The organism is Lysinibacillus sp. NPDC093712 (assembly GCF_050280025.1).
In the GTDB taxonomy this organism is placed as follows: Bacteria; Bacillota; Bacilli; order Bacillales_A; family Planococcaceae; genus Lysinibacillus.
In genome coordinates, this window is the sequence record NZ_JBNNUU010000003.1 from 426,570 (window position 1) to 448,313 (window position 21,744).

Sequence of the window (21,744 nt, forward strand, 5' to 3'; positions counted from 1 at the left end):
CTCCCCAAGCTTTCTTAAAAGTTTAAAATTCGAACAAAACTTCTTATACCCTTTTAGGGATTGTACATAAAAAAGTGGTGTATTGTATGAAAAAACTACAGTTTTCTTTAAAAATAACCGCCGTTGATTTCGGATGCTTTCGTACAGCACAACGTGAAATTGTTTGAGTGCCTGGCACCCATTTATTCTTTCATCGCTTTTTTCACAAAACGATTTATATCCACATCTGCACCTATAAGAAGCATAATATCCCCAAGTAAAATTTTGTCACTCGCTTGTGGGGAAACAATAATATCCGATCCTCGTTTTATACCTACAATGTTAATGCCATATTTTGCTCGAATATCTAAATCCATAATTGAGTAGCCTGCAATGGCATCATTTGCTTTTAGCTCCATGATGGAGTGTTCATCTGAAAGCTCTAAATAATCGAGTACCGTATTAGACAGCATATTATTGGCAATACGAATACCCATATCTCGCTCAGGATGCACAACAAAATCTGCTCCAATTTTTCTTAGCACTTTTTCATGATAGTCATTTTGAGCCTTTACTGTAATTTGCTGAACACCTATTTCTTTTAAAATAATTGTCGTTAAAATACTAGCCTGAATATCTTCGCCGATCGCAACAATCACATGTTCAAAATTACGAATACCTAATGAATTTAATACCGATTCATCTGTTGAATCTGCAATAACGGCCTGAGTAGCAATCGCAGCAAATTCATCCACCCGTTCAGATGAATGATCTATCGCCATAACTTGCGCTCCTTGACTCATTAGTTCACGAACAATGCTTCCCCCAAAACGTCCAAGTCCAATGACAGCAAATTCTTTTTTCATCATTAAAAATCCCTCCGAAAACTACAATTACTTTATTTTAACTTATATTTACTCATATGTATCGTCAAAACAGGATACGATTCCCCATTTTATATATTCTATCTATAACTTTCGACATTCTATCATACAACTACTAATTATTTACGCCTCAGCTTAACTTTTTTGGACTTGTTCGCAAAATCCTCTTACCATTCGCCAGTTCCTTCATACTTGAAGGACTGTTAAAGCAAGATAAAAAAAGACGAGGATTTGAACATCCCCGTCTTTCAAATATTAAAATTACGCGTTACGCATTTCATCAAGAACTCGATTTACACGCTTTTCTAGCATCTTCATGCCGCTTCCGCCAGCTTGCATATGTCGAAGCTGACCATCTTTGTCAAAAACAAAGTACGCTGGAACGTATTGATTTTCAAATGCATCCGTTAGCTTCATTTCGCTATCAACAAAAATAGGTTGCGTAATATCATGCTCTGCCGCAACAGCTTTAATTGTATCTAAATCTGTATCTGCTTCCGAACGAGGCATATGCACAGCAATAACATTTAGTTCATCTTTATATTGATCACGGAAATTATTCACATCTGGCATTGCTTCTTTACATAAATGACAGCTTACTGACCAGAAATGGATTAATGTTGGTTTTTCGCCAACCAGCTCTGCTTTTGTTACTTCACCATTTAACCACGTTGTTGCGCCTACAAGTTCAGGCATTTGTTCACGAAGTTTCATAAAAAAATCCTCCCTAGAAAAAAATATCCCCACAAGCGTATCGTGGGGACCCATTATTTATTTTATGCATCAATCACGTCTTGGCGTAATTGCGTCCAGATTTTTTTCGAGCATTCTCGAAAATCACCTCATAAAATCTGTGACATCCGCTTGATTCAGCTGGGGTGAACCCCTCACTGAATTAGCTAACATTCATCCCGTACTTATATAGGTAGTGGACTTTTGCTAAATAAAATTAAAGTGTTGCTTGACCTGGGCGCCAGTTTGCTGGGCAAAGACCACCAGTTTGTAAAGCTTGTAGTACACGTAAAGTTTCATCTACATCACGGCCAATGTTATTATCAAATACTGTTTGATATTTTAGTTCGCCTTCTGGATTAATAATAAATAAGCCACGTAGTGCGATACCTTCTTCTTCAATTAAAACACCATATTCTTTCGAAATAGCATGGTTAGTATCCGCTGCTAATGGATATTTTAAATCGCCAAGCCCATTTTGAGTGCGATCTGTGTTAATCCAAGCTAAGTGTGTGTGGATTGTATCAGTTGATAAACCGATTACTTCTGCATCTAAGTCTTCAAACTCGTCATAACGATCGCTCATTGCAGTAATTTCTGTTGGACATACAAAAGTGAAGTCCATTGGGTAGAAGAATAAAACAGTCCATTTGTCTTGTGCTTTAATTTCTTCTAAAGATACTTTACCAAAAGATTTGTCTGCAAGTACTGCTTCCATTGTGAAGTCTGGGGCTTGTTTACCTACCATGCGTTCTGCCATTATAAATCCCTCCGAATAATATGTAGTTTTATATTCTATTCGCACATGCGAACCGTCTTCTACGATAGCAAAGAAAGCTCAGTTTTTCAACGAAGTTCACTTTTCTATGCTAATCGTTTCAAACGTGTTGACAATTATTTGTCATATACCCAAAAATATTCAACTCTACACATTAGTTATTTGCTTCTTTTCACAAATTTATTCTGGAAATATCCAAAAATTTGCACGAAAATGTATATGCATTTTTTCTATAAATTTCTTGTGCTTTTTTTCATCTAAAACGATTGCAAATTTTTTATTATTATGTATAATAGTAATGTTTTTAGTAAACTAAAAGTTTCGTTAAAGTAAACTTCATTTTCTGAAAGTTTATGATTGCTAAACTTCTTCTAGGAGGGAAAGGATGCAAATTGGAGGAAAAATTAAAGCACTTCGTTTGAAAAAAGGTCTTACCCAAGAAGAGCTTGGAGAACGTACTGATTTAAGTAAAGGCTATATTTCACAACTGGAGCGAGATTTAAATTCGCCTTCTATTGAAACGCTTTTTTCATTATTAGAAGTATTAGGATCGACGCCAAAGGAATTTTTTGATGATAATGCACCAGAACAAAAAGTTGTCTACACTGAGGAAGATCAATCGACCTATACAGATGAAGAAAAAAAATATGAAATTCAATGGCTCATTCCTACTTCAAATGAGAAAGAAATGGAGCCCATCTTTTTGACACTTGCTGCTGATGGAGAATTTAAACAATTCGAACCTTCTCTATCAGAAACTTTTATTTATATTGTCAAAGGGCGTATTCGTCTCGTTTTAGGGAATGAACAATATATAGCTAGTGAAGGTAATGCGCTCTATTTTGACGCATCCGATCATCATCAAATTTTTAATGCACATGACGATGAGACGAAAATTTTACTCGTCGCAACTGATTCTTATTTATAGCTTAAGGAGGCGCTTCAATGACAACAAATTCAATTATCCGCTTTGAAAATGTTTCAAAATCATATAGTGACGGTACAGTCGTCCTACAAAATATTAACTTAGAGCTTGAAAAAGGTAAGTTTTATACGTTACTTGGTCCTTCTGGTTGCGGTAAAACAACTATTTTACGTATTATAGCTGGTTTCACAGAACCTACTACAGGTGATGTATTCTTCCACGATAAAAAAATTAATACTGTTCCAGCAAATGAACGCCAAGTTAACACAGTATTTCAGGATTATGCATTATTTCCACATTTAAATGTTTTTGAAAACGTGGCATTTGGACTACGCATTAAAAAGCTTCCTGAAAGCAACATTAAAGAACGTGTGTCAGAAGCGCTTAAATTTGTCAATTTAGCAGGTTACGGCAATCGTGAAATTTCTGAAATGTCAGGTGGGCAACGTCAACGAGTGGCTATCGCTCGTGCCATTGTGAATGATCCAGAAGTAATTTTACTTGATGAGCCCCTTTCTGCACTAGACTTAAAACTTCGTACAGAAATGCAGTATGAACTACGTGAATTACAACAAAGACTTGGTAAAACTTTTGTATTTGTTACACATGACCAAGAGGAAGCTCTAGCCATGAGTGATGAAATATTTGTACTGAGTGAAGGTCAAATTCAACAATCAGGTACACCAGTAGATATTTATGATGAACCAATTAACCGTTTTGTTGCCGACTTTATCGGAGAATCAAACATTGTTAACGGTGTTATGATAGAAGATTTTACAGTTGAATTTGCTGGTCAAGTGTTTGAATGTGTTGACCAAGGGATGAAACCAAATGAGAAAATCGATATTGTCATTCGTCCAGAGGATTTAGAAATTACAACAGTCGACAAAGGAAAATTAATTGTTAAGGTAGATACACAATTATTCCGTGGTGTACATTATGAGCTTTCCACATATGACAAGGCTGGCAATGAGTGGCTTGTACATTCTTTGAAAAAAGCTGAAGTAGGGACAGAAATAGGATTAGACTTTGATCCAGAAGCCATTCATGTAATGCGTTTAAATGAAACTGAGGAAGAGTTCGATAAACGTCTAGAATCCTATGGAGATGACGAAGATGCAAACTAAAACTTCGAAATCAGCGTTATTTCCATATGTTTTATGGATTGCACTTTTCGTTATTGCGCCAATTGCTCTCGTTGTTTACTACTCCCTACTAGATTTACATGGCAATTTTACGCTTAATAACTACAAAGCATTTTTCTCTTCTGTCTATTTAAAAATGACACTTAGTTCATTTTGGTATGCTTTTCTAATAACATTCTTTACTCTGCTTATTTCATATCCGACAGCTTATTTTTTAACAAAAACAAAACACAAGCAGCTATGGCTGTTGCTCATTATTATTCCGTCTTGGATTAATTTATTGTTAAAGACATACGCGTTTATAGGGATTTTTGGTTTATATGGTCCGATTAACGCAGCGATTAAAGTATTCGGCTTTGATCCGAAGCAAATGCTATTCACAGATATTAGCTTTGTCTTTGTATCTGTTTATATTTTTATACCATTTATGATTTTACCAATTTTCAACTCATTGGATCGTCTAAATCCAACGCTTATATACGCAGCCCGCGACCTAGGTGCATCTGCTTTTACAACGTTCCGTCGCGTCGTATTACCATTGACGATGGATGGCGTTAAATCAGGGATTCAAGTTGTATTTATTCCAGCTTTATCACTATTCATGATTACTCGCTTAATTGCAGGGAATCGTGTCATTACATTGGGTACAGCAATTGAACAGCAATTCCTTGTGACGCAAAACTGGGGCATGGGTTCAACGATTGCCGTATTTTTAATTTTATTCATGGTGATTATTATGCTAATTACAGGTCAGAAGGATAAAGGAGGTCGCGTACGATGAGCAAACTCTCAACATCTGCAAAAGTGTATTTAGCCATTGTTTTTATCGTCCTGTATGCACCTATATTTTACTTAGTCTTTTACTCATTCAATAGTGGGGATTCCATGACTAACTTTCAATCCTTTACATTGGACCATTACAAGGCAGTTTTCGAGGATTCAAGACTACTCGTTATATTAATTAATACGGTAATTGTTGCACTGCTTTCTGCCCTTATCTCGACAATTATTGGCACATTAGGAGCAATCGGTATTGTTACGGTAAAAGATTCGAAAATGCGCAATACCCTACTTTCTTTAAATAATGTGTTAATCGTTAGTCCAGATGTTATTATCGGCGCAAGCTTTTTAATATTATTTACAATGGTTGGCATTAAACTAGGCTTTGCTTCGGTATTATTAGCCCATGTAGCGTTTAGTGTTCCTATTGTCGTACTTATGGTTTTACCGAAATTGCTAGAGATGAATAAGTCGTTAATTGATGCAGCTTTAGATCTTGGCGCTACAAAAAAAGATGTCATGATGCGCGTTATTTTACCGTATATCCAGCCTGGTATATTTGCAGGTTTCTTTCTCGCTTTAACTTATTCATTGGATGACTTTGCCGTAACATTTTTCGTAACAGGAAATGGCTTTAGTACTTTATCTGTTGAAATTTACTCAATGGCTCGTGCAGGTATTTCTTTAACTGTTAACGCAATTTCAGGTTTAGTATTCTTCGTAACGATATTAGTTGTAGTCGGCTATTATTTCTTTTCAAGCCGTACAAGTAAAAGAACGGGGGGACAACAATGAAATCTTTAATTCAAGCTACTATCGCTATTCTTGTCGTTTCCGCCCTTTTAATGTACGCTGCTGACGCAATGAGTGCGAACGGTGGTAAAAGTGGTAAAGATACATTAACGATTTTTAACTGGGGAGAATATATCGACCCTGATTTGCTAAAGCAATTCGAAAAAGAAACGGGTATCCATGTTATTTACGAAACATTTGACTCAAATGAGGCAATGATGACGAAAATTAAACAAGGTGGTACGGCTTACGATATTGCAGTGCCGTCTGAATATATGATTGAAAAAATGAAGGAAGAAAACTTACTACTTCCGTTAGATAAAACGAAAATACCTAATTTTAAAAATATCGATCCGTATTTTCTCGATTTACCATTTGATGATAACAATGAATACTCTGTTCCTTATTTCTGGGGCACAGTAGGTATTGTCTATAATCCAGATTTGGTCGGTGACTTAGATTTCTCTTCTTGGGAAGATTTATGGGACCCATCGTTAAAACGTAAAGTCTTTTTAGTAGATGGTGCACGTGAAGTTATTGGTATGGGCTTAAATAGTCTTGGTCATTCCCTTAACTCGCTAGATGACCATGAGTTACGTCAGGCTACAAATAAACTAATTACACTCGCACCAAACGTTAAAGCAATTATCGGTGATGAAATTACACCTTTAATGATTAATAACGAAGCGGCTGTCGCTCTCACATGGTCTGGGCAAGCAGCAGATATGTTATTCGAAAATGAAGACTTAGACTTTGCTGTTCCAGAAGAAGGCTCAAACTTATGGTTTGACAATATGGTTATCCCGAAAACTTCAAAAAATGTTGATGGTGCACATGCTTTTATTAACTTTATGTTGAAAGCGGAATCTGGTGCTCAAAATGCTGATTATGTAGGCTATTCTACTCCTAATATTGCAGCGATGAACTTAATGGATAAAGAAGTTGTAACGGATGAGCGCTTCTACCCTTCCGAGGAGCAACGCAAAAAATTAGAAGTATATAAAAACCTTGGTCCAGAATATTTAGGCAAATACAATGAATTATTTTTGGAATTTAAAATGAGTATTCGATAAATGCTAATGAAAAAAAGATATTTTTCTCTCTCAAAGAGTCGACAAAAGGCATCAAGAGTTCAAATACTTGGTGTCTTTTGTCATTTTTTCTTTTAATAGTTCTAATATAGAATTTCACTTCCGATATGTTCAGTTGACTGGAGCGGAGGGCGGCGACTCCTGCGGGAACGCACAACATGTAAGACGCAACAAGTCGCGCGACAGCAAGGGTTGCGGTTTGCAGTGTGCCCGCGGAAAGCGACCGCCCGTAGCGGAAATCAACGGTATTATTCAGAGGAAAAATAATGTCTTTGTTCCGATGACCAGGTCATTCATCTACGACTATAATCCAATAGCCAAGCAATATTTCTTTATGATAGACTGTAGTAATGTTTCAATAGAAAAAAGGGGGGTATTCGATGACCCAGCAGAAGTCCAACAAGGCGGCTTTGTATATTTTAATGTTTAATATGTTTATCGCAATGGGGAGTATCGGAATTATTATTCCTGTTATGCCAAAGTACTTACACATATTTGGTGCAGCAGGACAAGTTCTTGGCATGTTAATTGCAACGTTCGCCTTTGCACAATTCATTTTTTCTCCAATTGCTGGGAATCTTTCGGATCGATATGGTCGAAAAAATTTGATTGTTTTTGGTCTGATTGTAACTGGTATTGGGCAAATTTCGTTCGGGCTATCTACAGACGTATGGATGCTTTTTGTTGCTCGTTTCTTAGGAGGTTTAGGTTCTGCCTTTGTAGCACCTCCAATTATGGCGTTTGTAGCAGATATTACAACGTATGAAGAACGAGGTAAAGGAATGGGCATGTTAGGTGCCGCGATGTCTCTTGGTTTTATGATTGGACCAGGTATTGGTGGATTCCTATCTAAAGTTAGTTTGCATTTCCCATTCTTTATGGCTGGAGGAGCTGCTATTATTGCCTCTATCCTTTCATTGTTGTTATTACCTTCTACAAAACCAAGTGCAGCTCAGAAAGCACAAAAGCAAGACAATCTTGTGAAGCAGATGGCACGTTCAGTCCAAATGCCATACTTTGTTATGTTGATTATTATGCTAGTGTTCTCGTTCGGCATTGCCAATTTCCAAACGACATTATCATTATTTGTGACAGACAAATTTAACTACACACCTACCGATATTGCGATAATTTTAACTGTCGGTGGCGCATTTGGTGTTGTTGTACAAATGTTCATCATAACACCACTCTTTAAGCGCTTTGGGGAAATGAAAGTTGTATTAGTCAATTTATTTATTGCTGCTGTAGCTATTTTCCTCATATTATTTGTTTCTGGCTTTGCACTTATTTTAGTTGTCGCAACGATTTTCTCAACGGCAACAACACTTATTCGCCCAGCCGTCAACACACTGATTTCTAAACTTGCTGGCAATGAACAAGGTTTAGCCGCTGGACTTACCAATGCCTATATGAGTCTTGGAAATATGATTGGTCCTGCACTTGCGGGTCTTTTATTCGATTGGAATATGAACAGTCCTTATATATTTGGGGCAATTATTTTAATGACATGCTTCTTATTAGCGCTCATTTGGACATTGAAAAAGGCTCCGCATCTTATGCAGCCCGATACAAATTAGTCCATTGACAATTATTTGTAATATGGTACATTTATTATCGAAAAATTAAATCGTTTAACACCACTAGGGGAGTCTTTACAAGGCTGAGACGTATATGCTCATATACGGACCCTTTGAACCTGATCTAGTTCACACTAGCGGAGGGAAGTGGCGACGCTTGCTTTCGTGTAATTTAAAAATGCAAGGCCGCTTCCTTTCGTGACAAGGAAGCGGCTTTTTTATATTCATTAGACAGTGCTATCGGCGATTTTGCGAGGTCTACCGGCGATTTGTCCGGTTTTATCGGCGATTTCAGGATTTTCATCGGCGATTTCTCGCATTTTACCGGCGGTTCACTGGGTTCTATCGGCGATTCATCACACAAAACTTAAAGGAGTAACTATCATGTCTATTCGAAAACTAACTACTATGGCTTTATTAGTAGCTATTGCAGTAGCAGGCTCTATTTTTGTCTCCATTCCAACTGGCATTGCTCGTGCTTATCCTGTACAACATGCGATCAACGTCATCTGCGCCATTCTATTAGGTCCTATGCCTTCTATCGTCGTTGCTATAGTTACAGCATTGATTCGTATATTAACAGGCACAGGCTCCCTTTTAGCGATTCCTGGAAGCGTCATCGGTGCGGCATGTGCAGCCTTTGCTTATAAATACAGTCGCAACAACTGGCTAGCTGGTATTGGTGAAATATTTGGCACGGGTATCCTTGCCTCGTTCGTTGCTGTACCATATGCGCAATTATTAATGGGAACGTCCGTAGGAGCATTATTTTTTATGCCTGCATTTTTTACATCTAGTTTAATTGGGGCGTTTCTTGGTATTTTGATTGCTAGCAGTCTACGAAAAAACGCATCGCATATTCTTATTACGAAGTAGCTATGTGTATAAAAAAACGATGGCAATTGCTTTTAGCAATGTACCATCGTTTTTTAATTAAGAGCGTTTTTTCATCCCTTTTAATAACTGTGCAACGTTCGTGTCCTCTGCCTGTACAGTTGCTTCATCTACAGACTTTTCTTTTTGCTTATGTCTTGTTATGAAGCTCCATCCAAAGCGTCGAATCGTAATATCTACAAAGAATAACAGCATCCCCGTTAATAGTAACCATGTTGCAATATTTTGGCGCTCTGCTCCTTTGTTAGTGAATTTACGGAACACGTCTTGTGGTTCTTTCAAGACAGAGCCACCAGTTTGCTTCGTTAGTTGCTCGACAAGTGTTTCATTCACAGGGCGTAATTCATATTCTGCACTGTACGGTACGCTTAGTCCAGCCTGGTAAATGGCCTGCTCTTCGTCAGCAATACGGAAAAAAATCAACCCTGGTTTAGCTTGGACAACTGCACGTACTTGCGAGGCAGAAATCGTTTCAAGCTGCAAATCAAGCTCCTCGCCAGATTCATCGACAGCGACAATATCTAAAAAGGCAGCTTCATTTGTCGGGTCCGTGATGATAAATGAGCCATCTGTATCAAGACGTACATCATAGGCTACATCATTATAACTTGGTAGCATTTGCGAAATGATTGTTTGCCAAAATGATCCCCATTCTTGCCACCTTGCCCAGTCACCAGCCCATTTCCCTGTCGAATCTGATGTGAAAGCGAAAGTTTTACCAAGTCCATATTGCCATTGAGCCAATACAGGGTCTTCCTTCTCGCTTTCGGCTATTACTGCAGCTCCCTGCTTTGCTGTCGTACCAATATATGCATTCATTTGTGGCACACCATTTGCAAAGAGTGCATTCCATCCAGCTGCATTATAAATGGTAGGGTAAAATGGATTGTCTTCTATATAAGTACGGGAAATCATCGCTGTCTCACGTGATAAAATTGAAGGAATTGTTTGTTCATCAATAACATCATAGAAACGACCACTGCCCATATCACTTAATGACTGTAGTAAGTTGCCATCTGCATCTTGCCCAATCGCCACTGTAGAAAGTGTAATCCCTTGTTCCTTACCATTTTCAATTAAATCTTCATAATTGCCTGATTGTGACTGTCCGTCAGTTAATAAAATAATATGCTTCCTCTGCAATTTTAAATCTGCCAAACTATCATATGCCGCTGCGAGTGAGCTATATATTTCCGTACCACCACCTGGAGTCACCGATAAAATTGTATCAACTGCTTCCTCTTTATTACCAAGTGGTCCGGTTTCAATAATTTCCCAAGGTCGATCATCAAAGGCAATAAAACCAAGCGTATCCTCATCGCGTAACATTTCAACTGATCGTGCGGCCGCTTCTTTTGCTAGCTCTAATTTTGAACCATACATACTTCCTGAACGGTCAAGTACGATGACAAGTCCTAGCGATGGCAATTGCTCTTTACCCTTTATCTCCATCTCAACAGGTAATAAGGTTTCTATCGGCGTTTTAAAATAGCCACCCAAGCCGAAGCTATTTTCACCACCGACCATTGTAAAGCCAACACCAAAGTTTTTGACTGCCTGCTCAATAACGCTCATCTTCGCTTCACCGACTAAGTGTCCAGGTACGTTATCGAAGATAATAGCGTTATATTGCAAATAGCTAGAAAGTTCATTTGGCAAGCTTGCTGCATCTATCACATCATAGGAGATTGAATTCGCCCCTAGAGCTGCAGCAATTGGTGATGCCGTATCGTAGCCATTAACAATGAGTAAACGCGGCTCACTTTGCACCATTGTAATACTTGTTAATTTATTATTTTCAAAAATAGCATCCTGTCCAACTTGCACGTGTGCCTCATATTTTACAAGCCCCTCTGCAGTTGCCGTATGTTTATATGTGAAAACATTTGAACCTTGTGCAAGTTCTACTGACTCGCGATGAATGAGTTTGTCATTTTCGTACAGTAATAGTTCACCTTGTCCTGCAGCTGTAGCATTTACTTCCGTAACAAGCTGCTGCTGTTCACCTACGTAAGCTACTTGTGGTGTAACAAAGCTTTTTAGCGACACATCATTCGTCACACTTTGATGAAATGGAACGACATCTACACTAATATTGGAGCCCTTTAGCTTCGTTGCAAAATCTAGCGCGCTCCCTTGTGTCTCATTGGCATCTGTTAGTAAAACAAGTCTTGTTGCCTTTTTAGGATCGACAATACCTGTAGCAAGTTGAAGACTTTGCTCAATATTCGTTTGGTCTGTTCCTTTGATTTCAGTAAATTTGGGAACTTCCTTTAATGATTTCGATAAAATCGCTTCTGTTTGGAGAGTTGATGAAAAAGAGTAAATCCCTGCAAGTTGTTCATCCTTTTTCGATTTCAAACTTTCCTCTATAAAACTAGTCATTTCCGCTTCTGTGTTATTCATCGAAGCAGAACGGTCAACTAAATATAATACTTGCTCGTCCTTTACTGGTAATAAAATATAGGGCGCTGCGAGTGCAAAGACCAAACAACCAATTGCTATTACACGAATGCTCATGACAACAAGATGACTTTTTTTCAGGCGCACACGCTCTTGCCAATAAGTCCACCCAAAGTACATAAACAATGGCACTAATAACAATAAGGCTAATGGCGTATCAATTCGTAAATCCACGACGGCGTTGCACCTCCCACTCTGCTACAAGCAAACATAAAATAATGAGTATTAACCAAGGGACAAATGAAGCCTTTGATACTTCTTCTTTGCCATTTTGCTGAAGCTCTCCAAGCGTATAGCTCGTCCCTTCTTCTATCACACGTTCAGGTGCCTGTAGTTGCACGATAAGACGTTTTTCTTCACTACTTGAGCGAGCCGTGTAAATACCTGGCTGCATCGGTGCAGTTAATAAACCGTTAGTGATTGACGATAAAAATTCATCGTCCTGAGAATAGACACTCCAATCTCCTTGTGCTAACGCAACTGAACGTTGCTCATTTGGTGCGAAAATGCCAAGAGATCCTACTGATTCAGATAATTGTTGTTCCGCACTCCATAAAAATAACGGGAACGAAGGATATAATGGCCAATCCGTATCTGCAATATCAGCTAATACGATAATATCCCCTTGTGGCGAGCGTTGAATAAATGGTTTATCACCTACTGTGGCAATTGTTTTATAGCCATCAAAAGCAGGATACAGAGCACTTACATAAATATCATTTAACTCACTAAATGCAAATAAAGCATCGCTCGTTGTTTTTACTTCACCATTGATTTCCTTTTTTTCAACATCATCACGTCCAATTAATACTAACGGTCTCTGTATTTTTTGAAGTAATGACGTTTGATTTGTTACGATGGTAGCATTTTGGTTATCCGCTAGTTGTAATGACGGTACAATCTTTACATTATTATTAATTGATTGAAAGCCCTTTTGAATAAGTTGATGCATGCTTTGGTCGACAACGATATTCGATGTAGCAGTTTGAAGCACAACCGATTGTGTATTATCCACTGCATAATCATCTTTCACATCAATGTTCGCTGTTATAGTATCCATTAAAGGTAAATCTTTAAATGTTCTAGTCGTAGCCTCATTCGCTGATAAAGATATTTGCTCGTCTATTATCACTTCACCTTGATTATTTTGAAGTGTAATTGTCAGGTCATGCTCCTGGTCTGTATCGTTTTGTAGTTGCACTAGCGCCATCGTAGATTTACCGTCTGTTGTTGCCGCAAAGCGTGTAATCGCAACATTTGTTAATCCCTTTTCAGAACCATATACGAGCCATTTCACTGAATCTTTCTCCATTGGCAATTGTTTTTTATCAAGTGAATCTGTAAAAACGTAAATCGATGTTTGCGTATCACCAACAAATGCTTGTGCGACGTCAAGCGCCTTATTCATTTGCGCAGTTTCATACGTTACATGTAAATCTTGTATCGCTTTTTCAATATTTTTCACATTCGTTTCCTGCTGTAGTACTGCTTGTGGCGTATTGCCCGTTGTTATTAATGTGACAGGTCGTCCGTCAAGTTGCTTCACTAATGATTGCATTTCTTTTTTATGTGCATCAAATGTGGATTGCTCTTTACCGGCTAGCATTGTAGCGGACGTATCAACGATAAAAATCGTCTGCGCACCCGCAATAGTGCTTTTTTTCACATACGGATTCATCAGTGCTAGCACTAATAGGAGCAATGCTAGCAATTGCAAATAGAGCAACGCATTTTTTTGTAAATGCTTTAAATATGGAGAAACCCGAGTTTCTTGCATAATTTCAGACCAAAAAAGTGTTGAGGACACCGTTTGATCGGTATATTTTTTTCGAAAGAAATAATAGAGCAGGACAATGACCGGGATGATGGCCGTCCAGCTAAAAATAATTTGACTAAAGCCCAAAACGGCTCACCTCACCTAATCCAATGTGCTTTTAATAATTGCTGAAAGATTGCATGTTGCAACCCGTCTTCCACCTTGAGTTGCAGTTTACGCACGCCAAAGCGACGACAAATCGTTTCAAACTCCTCTTCGTGAAGGCGACGTCTTGCCTCATACGTATTTAATACTTTTGATGACATCGTGACATTTACATCACGCCCTGTTTCACGGTCGAGTAAACGCACATCTCCTGAATAATGAGGGGATAGCTCCTCTTCCGTAACGATTTGTAAAATGCGGACATCTCCTGCAAAACGGGGTAATCTTTTCAATAACTGCTCCCATTCCTCTATAGGTTCAAGCCCATCAGTCACGATGAATAGCACTGTGCTATCCTTTGGTAAAGCCTTTAATGCTCCCTGTGCAAAGCCTGCTGTATAAGTTGCTTGTTCAATATCTGTTACAACTTGCAAAAAGGCACGACGATACATTGCACCTTTACGACGAAACGGTGGCTTTACGTCATCTTGCACATAGGCAAACGATAAACGGTCATCACGCCCAAGTACCATTAATCCAAGTGATGCTACAATTTGCCGCGCAAACGTCCATTTTGCTTGATCGCCCATTGATTTTGTTGCATCTAATAAAATATGCACTCTCATTTCTTGCTCATCTAAAAAACGTTTAATAAAATATTTATCGGTTCTTGCATAGACGTTCCAATCTACTTGTCGCACATCATCACCTAAATGATATTCGCGGAAATCAGAGAAATCGAGGGATGCCCCGAAGCGCTGCGAACGATGCGAGCCTTTATGCTGGCCACGCAATTTGGAGGCAGTCGCCACTTGGAAACGACTTATTTTCGCTAACCAATCTTCGGGCAATATGTTTTTTGTCATCGACTTACGCCTTGCTGTACTTTTTCTAAAATAACGTCTATCACATCATCTGCTGTTTTACCTGAAGCCTCCCCTTCATAATTCAGCAGCATTCGGTGACGTAATACGGGCTTCGCCACTGACTTAATATCTCCAACAGATACATGAAAGCGTCCACTCATTAAAGCTCTAGCTTTCGCTAACTTAATTAAACTTTGCAAGCCACGAGGACCACTGCCATACATAACATAATGCCTTACTTCATCGATAGTATCTGCGCTTTCAGGGTGTGTTGCCACAACAAGATCTGCTGCAAACTCAAGCATCTCATCAGCAATCATCACTTCCTTAACCATTTGCTGTGCCATAATTAGTCCATCTGTATCCAAAACTTTTTGTAAGCTTACTTCCTGCGCACCTGTTGTCCGCTTCATAATTTCCATAAGCTCACTTTTCTCTGGATATGGAACGAGAATTTTACAAAGGAAACGGTCCATTTGCGCCTCAGGCAACGGATATGTACCTTCCATTTCAATTGGGTTTTGTGTTGCTAAGACGAAAAATGGTTTTGCCATTTTCTTCGTATCCCCTAAAATCGTAACCGTTTTTTCCCCCATTGCTTCAAGCAAGGCACTTTGCGTTTTTGGTGTTGCACGATTAATTTCATCTGCCAATACCATTTGACTAAAAATTGGCCCTGGCTGAAATGCAAACTGCTGTCTGCCATCTGCTGTGCGCTCAATCATGCTTGTTCCTGTAATATCAGCAGGCATTAAGTCCGGCGTAAATTGAATCCGTGAAAAAGATAAATCGAGCACTTCAGAGATTGTACGAATGAGCATCGTTTTCCCTAATCCAGGAAGCCCCTCTAACAGCGCGTGACCGTCTGCAAGGACTGCATATAATGTGTAATCAATTGCTTCTTCTTGTCCAACAATAAAACGATGAATTTCATCTTTTACTTGTTGTAATTTCGTACCCATTTCGACATACTGTTGTTCTGTAAATGCCATGTTTTCTCCTCCTACTGCTGCTCAATAGTCGTGAAATATGATTGCACGACTTGTTGTAAATCCTTCGGCAATTGTAAACGCTCAGAGCTTTCTAAATAGCTGTCTTTATATGAGCCAATTACTTCTTCATACGGTCGGATAGATCCTTTCGTAATCGGTCCATTTCCTTGTTGCTCAGATACATGCGAACCGTCGCCTAATTGCCCGCCATCGACAGTCGTTTCATTAGATCCACCAATTCTAGGTGTAGTTAATAAGTTTCGGCTGCCTTGACCGCTTCCCGCACCTTTTCCTGGACCAGAACCAGAACCTGAGCCGCTTCCTTGTCCTTGACCCTGTCCTTGTCCCTGTCCTTGTCCTTGTCCTTGACCTTGACCTTGTCCTTGACCTTGACCTTGTCCTTGACCTTGACCTTGGCCCTGTCCTTGCTGGTTGCCTTGTGATTGCCCGTTGCCTGTTGCTTGCTTGGAACCATTTTGGGAATTATTTTGTCCTTGCTGTCCCGATTGCCCTTGTTGACTGCTCGGCTGTGCGTTACCTGAAGAATGTTGATTCGAGTTTGAATTGCTCTGCTTGTTATTATTTGTACTATTAGCACTAGCAATAGCATTTTGTAATGTATTGCTTGCTGGTTTCCCTAAATTGCTCATCGCAGTTTGCGTTGTATTCGCACTTTGTGTAAGCTGTTGCTGCATCTGAGCAAGTTCGTTCAACTGTGCGATTTCCTCTTTTGATAAAGCGTCATTGTTATTGTCTGCAGCGCCTTCTTTACTCGCAGTCTGCTTATCTTTTAATTGCTGTTCTTTTAGAGCTAATTCCTTCTGCTTTTTCACGACTTCACGTAATGCTTCTTCGGCAGTTTGTGTTTCTTTTAATGTATTTTGTAATTCCTTTAACTGCTCTTTCACTTCTTTTGTCTCTGCTTTTTTCTCTAACTTGGCAACTTCTTTTTTAATGTCCTCAATAACAGCCTGTTCTTTTTCAACTTCAATCGCTTCAATTTGTGTTGCCGCTGGGAACATATAAAGTACTGCTAATACGACAGCAGTCACAAAAAGGCCGACGAAGGCTTGAGCTCGAAACAAATTTTTCTTTCGAGCTTTAAATTCAGCAAATGCTTTTTCAGACTTCTGGACAGCTTTTGCAAGTAAAGATTGTACGAGTGGATCTTTGTCATCTTTAAATGACAATGCTGTTACTAATTCATTATGAGAGAAGTAATAATCCAACGCATGCAATGCTTCCTTCTCTTTAACACGTCGCCACCACATTAAAACGACTGTAGCAAGTATGCCAATAATAAAGGTAGCAAGCGCAATCTGACGATAATATGGCCAAACAAACAACCTTGAGACAAGGACGAGCAAAGCACTCGAAAGCAATGCTAAAAACAACCCGTACTGTGCAATAGGTAGACTTTTCTCAAATGTTAAACTGTTTTTTGCACGCTGAATAAATTTTCGTAATTGCTGTCGACGCTCCATGCTGTTTCCTCCTCATCGATTACTCTTCATATTGGCACGTAATTTTTTAATCGCAATCGATAAACTTAACATGATAATTAAAATATAAATTACTAAATAGGTAATCCATACTGGGAACTTCACTCCGCTAAGCTCTGTTAACGCGTCTCCCATAGATGGAGAAATAAGTGTAAGCATTAATGCACCTGGATTAATAGATGCCCAAAAATATGTCATAAATGAAGAACTTGTTGCAATCGTATTGCCCATTTGATGGAATGCCATCGATAGGAAGAAGAAAAACGCCGTAATTCCACCTAAAAAAATGATTGAGCCATACGTTGCTATCATTGCGACAATTGTTTTCTTCGTAATAGTTGAAAACATAACACCAAGACTGCCAATTGCAACAACTGTTAATAAGTAAAATAAAAAGATTGAAATAAGTTGTGAAGGTGATACCCCACCAAATAAAAATACTAAACTATACAACGGTAGCCCTGCGATTAACATTAATACTAAAAACGCCACGGATGACAATAATTTACCAATGATAATTTGTGTTGAGCTTTGTGTAGTAGTTAGTAAAATATTTAACGTTTGCTTTTCTCGTTCACTACTAATTGCCCCAGCAGTTAAACTCGGTGTAATGAAAAGAACGAGTGCCATTTGTAAAATGGTCAGTACAGCAAACATCATAAAGCTTGTGTCAGGTCTAAAGAAGCCTTTGCCGGTAAATCCAGTCGTCAGTAGTAAAAAGCCTGCGATAAAAATACAAATCACCGCTAGATAAAACATTAAACCTGAAAAGCTTTTAAAAGAACGGAAGCGTAACTTCAATTCTTTTACAAGTACAGGGTTATAAAACCTTTCCATCATTGATTGTCCGCTCCCTTCGTAATCGCCATAAAGACATCCTCTAAATCTTTTTCTTCCTCACTCAATGCATAAATTGGTAAATCCGCAAGCATTGCCTTTTTCAGTAACATAATTTGTTCACTGTCCGTTCCACGGTAATTAAAAGCAATTTCCAATCGATTGTCCATCACATCTATTGAAGAAATAAGTGGATCTTCTTCCAAAAATGCACGTACTTCATTTAAACGATCCGAAACCTTAATGACAATGCGCTTTTCCCCTTGTAACTGAGCTTGAATAGTAGCAACATTGCCATGGGCAATCAGTTTACCATTATCAATAACGCCAATTTCATCACACATTTCAGCTAGCTCTGGCAAAATATGTGATGAAATTAAAATGGTTTTCCCCATGGATTTTAAATTTCGTAAAATATCACGCATTTCTACTCGCGCACGTGGATCTAATCCTGAAGCAGGTTCATCCAAGATTAATACCTTTGGATCATGGATGAGGGCTCTTGCTAAACATAAACGCTGCTTCATTCCTCGTGATAGTAAATCTACATATTCAAAACGTTTATTTGTTAAATTAACGAGCTCTAGTAACTGTGGTATCAGTACTTTACGGTCCTGTGTTCCAATGCCATAGCTCGCACCATAAAAGTCTAAATATTCATCTACCTTTAGTTGGTCGTATACACCGAAGAAATCTGGCATATAGCCTATTTGTTTACGAACTTCTTTTGGTTCCTTAATGACACTTTTTCCGTTAATCAATGCATCGCCTGAAGTTGGGGAAAGCAATGTTGCTAAAATCGAAAATGTTGTCGATTTCCCAGCACCATTGGCACCTACAAAACCAAACACTACCCCTTCCTCCAATGATAGATTTAAATGATCTAGTGCTATGAAGGAGCCATACTTTTTTGTTAAATCACGAATCTCAATCATTACTTCGCCACTCCTTTCAGCTCTATTTCAGGTAATTTTGTCTGCTCTCCAGTTTGATCTGGTCCAAATTTAATTTCCAAAAGCAGTTCACCCTTTTCATTGAAATACTGAGTAATATCATTTGTAAACACTTGCTTTGTATCCACTAATGGCTCATAGGCACTCGTTGTATTATTCCAAATTGATAGCTGCATACGTTTAACATCTTTATTAGAAATTGTGAGCTCATTTAAAGATTGAACGAAGCCCATAAAGTTGTCTGGCATCTCTATTGACAATTCATATAAGCCGTCTCCCAAGTGCCAAGTATTCAACTGTTCATCTATTTTATCAAAAAAGGCATTTGATGTTTGTGGGCTCAAATTATATGAAAAGTTGTTACGTTTCATCGTAAATGGACCGGACATTTCAACCTTTCCATCGAATGGCTGTACAAAATAAGAAATAGGCGACATCTTGACGCTTGTTTCAAGTTCTACGCCAACAATCGCTTGCTCTGCCCAAGCTGTAATGACTGGTTGTTTTTCATTTTCTACTAATAGAAGTGCTTGAGATTTCATGCGCTCAATACGTAGTGGGTCAACCTCTTCCTTCGTCTTTGGACTATCATAATTATAATTATTAAAGTTTGAAGGCTTTTGAAGAATCGTTGTTTTCATTTCTTTATCCACTGTTAGTGTAGCATTTGGTTCAATATCACCAAGCTTCACTTCTTTCGTGCCTGATATTACAGTGACATCCTTTAGAGCAAACGGGAAGTTATTTTTAACTGTTCCTGAAAGCTTTTCGTCTTTTAATGTAATATCAACATCCATTTTGCCAATATTTTGAGCTGCAGTTTTCCCTCCAAAAGATTGTACAGACCAATAACTTAAATCACGTAATGTTAATGTCGAACCATTTGCGTGCTCCTTAATATACGATGATTCATGTAATGAACCCGCTGCACCGGAGAGATTATAGTTATTACGGAATGCTAGTGCAGTCGTAGTCTTATCTGCATTCACAACAAAATTACCACTTCGATTTGTTAAAATCGATTCAACATAATAGCCATTTACGCTACTATCTTCATTGACTTTAAAAAATGCCGATTGTTGTACTTGTGGCTGTACAATACGATCTTTTGCACCAAAAATAAATAGCGCAATCGATAGGACAACAGAAATAGCTGGAACTACCCACCAAGCATGCTCACGTTTGTCCATTTTCTTTAGAACAAAGTAAAGAATTGGACCAATTACTAAAATATAAAGAATAATGACGATGAGCATATAACTAACAGACACTTCAAATGATGGGAATAATTCATTAATACTACCTAGCTCATAAGAAAGCTGATCCATCGTAGATTGACCTTGCATCGTTGTTTGTTGAGACATTGTTTGAATATCTAGCATTTTCGCCGTTAATGCCGCATAGCCATCCATTGATGCTAAAGGCTGATCTCCTAATGAAAACGTTGTTTGCACAATTTCTCCACTACCAACCTGTTTCTTAGCTGCTAGAATAATATTATTGTCCTTTAATACTGGGACACTTCCTTCGTTTTCCGTTGCTGAATATATAGGTATTGCTTGTGTGAAAATACCGCCTCCAGATAATTTTGTTAAGCTATCTGCTGAGACACTTGTCATTTGTTGCGACAATGAAAGTGGTAAATAGTCTTTAAAAACGCCCGCTGTTGCATTGATTTGCTCAGCGCCTCCAAGTAATAATGTACCGCCATCTTGTACCCATTTTAATAATGCTTCCTGTTGTTTTGGTGATAAATCAGCAATGGCTATCTCATCTACTGCAATGATATTCGCCATCTCAAAGCCTTGCGCAACCTCAGGTAATGTATAATCCTTTAGTTGATTTAAATTAAAAATTTCAACACTATTTGATGGTACAAATTGTGATAATCGCAAATATGCCGATAATCGGTCACTTTTATCTGTTAGCGTATAAATAAATGTTGAATTTGCTTCTAAAAAATTAGCCTGCAAACGTTTTGTTCCTTTATAAGCGACCTTTTTCCCTTTTTCAATATCGCCCTCATAAAAGGCAAATAAATCGGCATCGGAATATCCGTAGTCAGCTAAGCCGTCTAAATATATTGTAAATGTTTTTTCTTCACCAGCTGCTATATCGATTGGAACGACTAGTGCTGATGCAGCCTGATAAGAATTAAAGGCATTGATGGCCATATCTCCGGAAAAGTCAGCACCATTATTTTTTACCGTTACTTGCAATGGTGTAACTGATTGATATTTAGCCTTTCCTGAAATCCCTGCCTTAGCTTGTACCTCTAAAGTAGGTGCTGCGCTCGCCTCGGAGACAGGCAGAGCATAACCTACAACAAGCATTAATAATAGTATTAGTACTGTAATATTTATTTTTTTCAAAAGCTCAACCCCTTTTTCTTACTTTTAGATGATTACATAATTATACGTTTTATCGGGCATTTTGTTCCATTTCTTATGATATCTTCATGAATATTCATAAACTCTTAAGATTTAGGGAGATATATAAATGGAGGTTGCCTTTTTTTGCTACCCGTTGATGTCCACTTCGACGGTTGCTTTCCGCGGGCACACATGTAAGCCGCAACCCTCGCTAACGCGCGGAATGCCCGCGTCTTACGCTGCGTGCGTTCCCGCAGGAGT

Annotated in this window: 18 protein-coding genes and 1 riboswitch; of the genes, 7 read left to right on the forward strand and 11 right to left on the reverse strand. The window is 38.5% G+C overall.

Going from position 1 to position 21,744, the window contains the following annotated elements; translation table 11 throughout:
- Positions 1 to 182: 182 nt before the first annotated feature.
- The 3 genes from ACQKNX_RS14690 to ACQKNX_RS14700 form a co-directional block, all read right to left on the reverse strand.
- Complete coding sequence (locus ACQKNX_RS14690) at positions 183 to 845, reverse strand: potassium channel family protein (protein ID WP_024362220.1); 663 nt, start codon at positions 843 to 845, stop codon at positions 183 to 185.
- 279 nt (positions 846 to 1,124) lie between these two features.
- Positions 1,125 to 1,577, reverse strand: coding sequence for a TlpA family protein disulfide reductase (locus ACQKNX_RS14695; RefSeq protein ID WP_427429513.1), 453 nt, complete (start codon positions 1,575 to 1,577; stop codon positions 1,125 to 1,127).
- A gap of 235 nt (positions 1,578 to 1,812) precedes the next feature.
- On the reverse strand, positions 1,813 to 2,355 hold the full coding sequence (locus tag ACQKNX_RS14700) for a peroxiredoxin (RefSeq protein ID WP_427429514.1): 543 nt from the start codon (positions 2,353 to 2,355) through the stop codon (positions 1,813 to 1,815).
- A 403-nt stretch (positions 2,356 to 2,758) separates the two neighbouring features.
- On the opposite strand from ACQKNX_RS14700, the gene ACQKNX_RS14705 reads away from it, so the two are divergent.
- From ACQKNX_RS14705 to thiW, 7 genes are all read left to right on the forward strand, one after another.
- Entirely contained in the window at positions 2,759 to 3,301 is a 543-nt protein-coding gene (locus tag ACQKNX_RS14705) for a helix-turn-helix domain-containing protein (protein WP_427429515.1), read from the forward strand.
- Positions 3,302 to 3,318: 17 nt separating this feature from the next.
- The gene (locus ACQKNX_RS14710; RefSeq protein WP_427429516.1) at positions 3,319 to 4,425 is read left to right on the forward strand and encodes an ABC transporter ATP-binding protein; all 1,107 of its coding nucleotides are present in this window, start codon (positions 3,319 to 3,321) and stop codon (positions 4,423 to 4,425) included.
- Entirely contained in the window at positions 4,415 to 5,224 is an 810-nt protein-coding gene (locus ACQKNX_RS14715; RefSeq protein WP_427429517.1) for an ABC transporter permease, read from the forward strand. The genes ACQKNX_RS14710 and ACQKNX_RS14715 overlap by 11 nt, the downstream gene beginning before the upstream one ends.
- The gene (locus ACQKNX_RS14720; protein WP_427429518.1) at positions 5,221 to 6,018 is read left to right on the forward strand and encodes an ABC transporter permease; all 798 of its coding nucleotides are present in this window, start codon (positions 5,221 to 5,223) and stop codon (positions 6,016 to 6,018) included. The genes ACQKNX_RS14715 and ACQKNX_RS14720 overlap by 4 nt, the downstream gene beginning before the upstream one ends.
- Positions 6,015 to 7,088: an ABC transporter substrate-binding protein gene (locus ACQKNX_RS14725; protein WP_340826112.1), complete on the forward strand. Its 1,074-nt coding sequence runs from the start codon at positions 6,015 to 6,017 to the stop codon at positions 7,086 to 7,088. The genes ACQKNX_RS14720 and ACQKNX_RS14725 overlap by 4 nt, the downstream gene beginning before the upstream one ends.
- A 398-nt stretch (positions 7,089 to 7,486) precedes the next feature.
- Positions 7,487 to 8,683: an MFS transporter gene (locus tag ACQKNX_RS14730; RefSeq protein ID WP_427429519.1), complete on the forward strand. Its 1,197-nt coding sequence runs from the start codon at positions 7,487 to 7,489 to the stop codon at positions 8,681 to 8,683.
- 55 nt (positions 8,684 to 8,738) lie between these two features.
- Positions 8,739 to 8,846: riboswitch (TPP riboswitch) on the forward strand.
- A gap of 221 nt (positions 8,847 to 9,067) precedes the next feature.
- Positions 9,068 to 9,559 carry an energy coupling factor transporter S component ThiW gene (thiW, locus tag ACQKNX_RS14735; protein ID WP_427429520.1) on the forward strand — a complete coding sequence of 164 codons (492 nt, stop codon included), beginning with the start codon at positions 9,068 to 9,070 and terminating at the stop codon, positions 9,557 to 9,559.
- A gap of 57 nt (positions 9,560 to 9,616) precedes the next feature.
- Here the strand turns inward: thiW and ACQKNX_RS14740 are convergent, their stop codons facing one another.
- The 8 genes from ACQKNX_RS14740 to ACQKNX_RS14775 are packed head-to-tail and all read right to left on the reverse strand — an operon-like array spanning position 9,617 to position 21,483.
- Positions 9,617 to 12,214 carry a VWA domain-containing protein gene (locus ACQKNX_RS14740; RefSeq protein ID WP_427429521.1) on the reverse strand — a complete coding sequence of 866 codons (2,598 nt, stop codon included), beginning with the start codon at positions 12,212 to 12,214 and terminating at the stop codon, positions 9,617 to 9,619.
- Positions 12,198 to 13,943: a vWA domain-containing protein gene (locus ACQKNX_RS14745; RefSeq protein WP_427429522.1), complete on the reverse strand. Its 1,746-nt coding sequence runs from the start codon at positions 13,941 to 13,943 to the stop codon at positions 12,198 to 12,200. The genes ACQKNX_RS14740 and ACQKNX_RS14745 overlap by 17 nt, the downstream gene beginning before the upstream one ends.
- Positions 13,944 to 13,954: 11 nt before the next feature.
- Complete coding sequence (locus ACQKNX_RS14750; RefSeq protein ID WP_427429523.1) at positions 13,955 to 14,827, reverse strand: DUF58 domain-containing protein; 873 nt, start codon at positions 14,825 to 14,827, stop codon at positions 13,955 to 13,957.
- Complete coding sequence (locus ACQKNX_RS14755; RefSeq protein WP_340826121.1) at positions 14,824 to 15,819, reverse strand: AAA family ATPase; 996 nt, start codon at positions 15,817 to 15,819, stop codon at positions 14,824 to 14,826. The genes ACQKNX_RS14750 and ACQKNX_RS14755 overlap by 4 nt, the downstream gene beginning before the upstream one ends.
- 11 nt (positions 15,820 to 15,830) lie before the next feature.
- Positions 15,831 to 17,303 (reverse strand): hypothetical protein, encoded by a 1,473-nt coding sequence (locus tag ACQKNX_RS14760; protein ID WP_427429524.1) that lies wholly within the window; start codon positions 17,301 to 17,303, stop codon positions 15,831 to 15,833.
- A gap of 12 nt (positions 17,304 to 17,315) precedes the next feature.
- Positions 17,316 to 18,161, reverse strand: a complete 846-nt coding sequence (locus ACQKNX_RS14765) for an ABC transporter permease (RefSeq protein WP_427429525.1) — start codon at positions 18,159 to 18,161, stop codon at positions 17,316 to 17,318.
- Positions 18,158 to 19,093: an ATP-binding cassette domain-containing protein gene (locus ACQKNX_RS14770; protein ID WP_427429526.1), complete on the reverse strand. Its 936-nt coding sequence runs from the start codon at positions 19,091 to 19,093 to the stop codon at positions 18,158 to 18,160. Before ACQKNX_RS14770 ends, ACQKNX_RS14765 begins: the two co-directional genes overlap by 4 nt.
- Positions 19,093 to 21,483: a hypothetical protein gene (locus tag ACQKNX_RS14775; RefSeq protein WP_427429527.1), complete on the reverse strand. Its 2,391-nt coding sequence runs from the start codon at positions 21,481 to 21,483 to the stop codon at positions 19,093 to 19,095. The genes ACQKNX_RS14770 and ACQKNX_RS14775 overlap by 1 nt, the downstream gene beginning before the upstream one ends.
- Between the last annotated feature and the right edge of the window lie 261 nt (positions 21,484 to 21,744).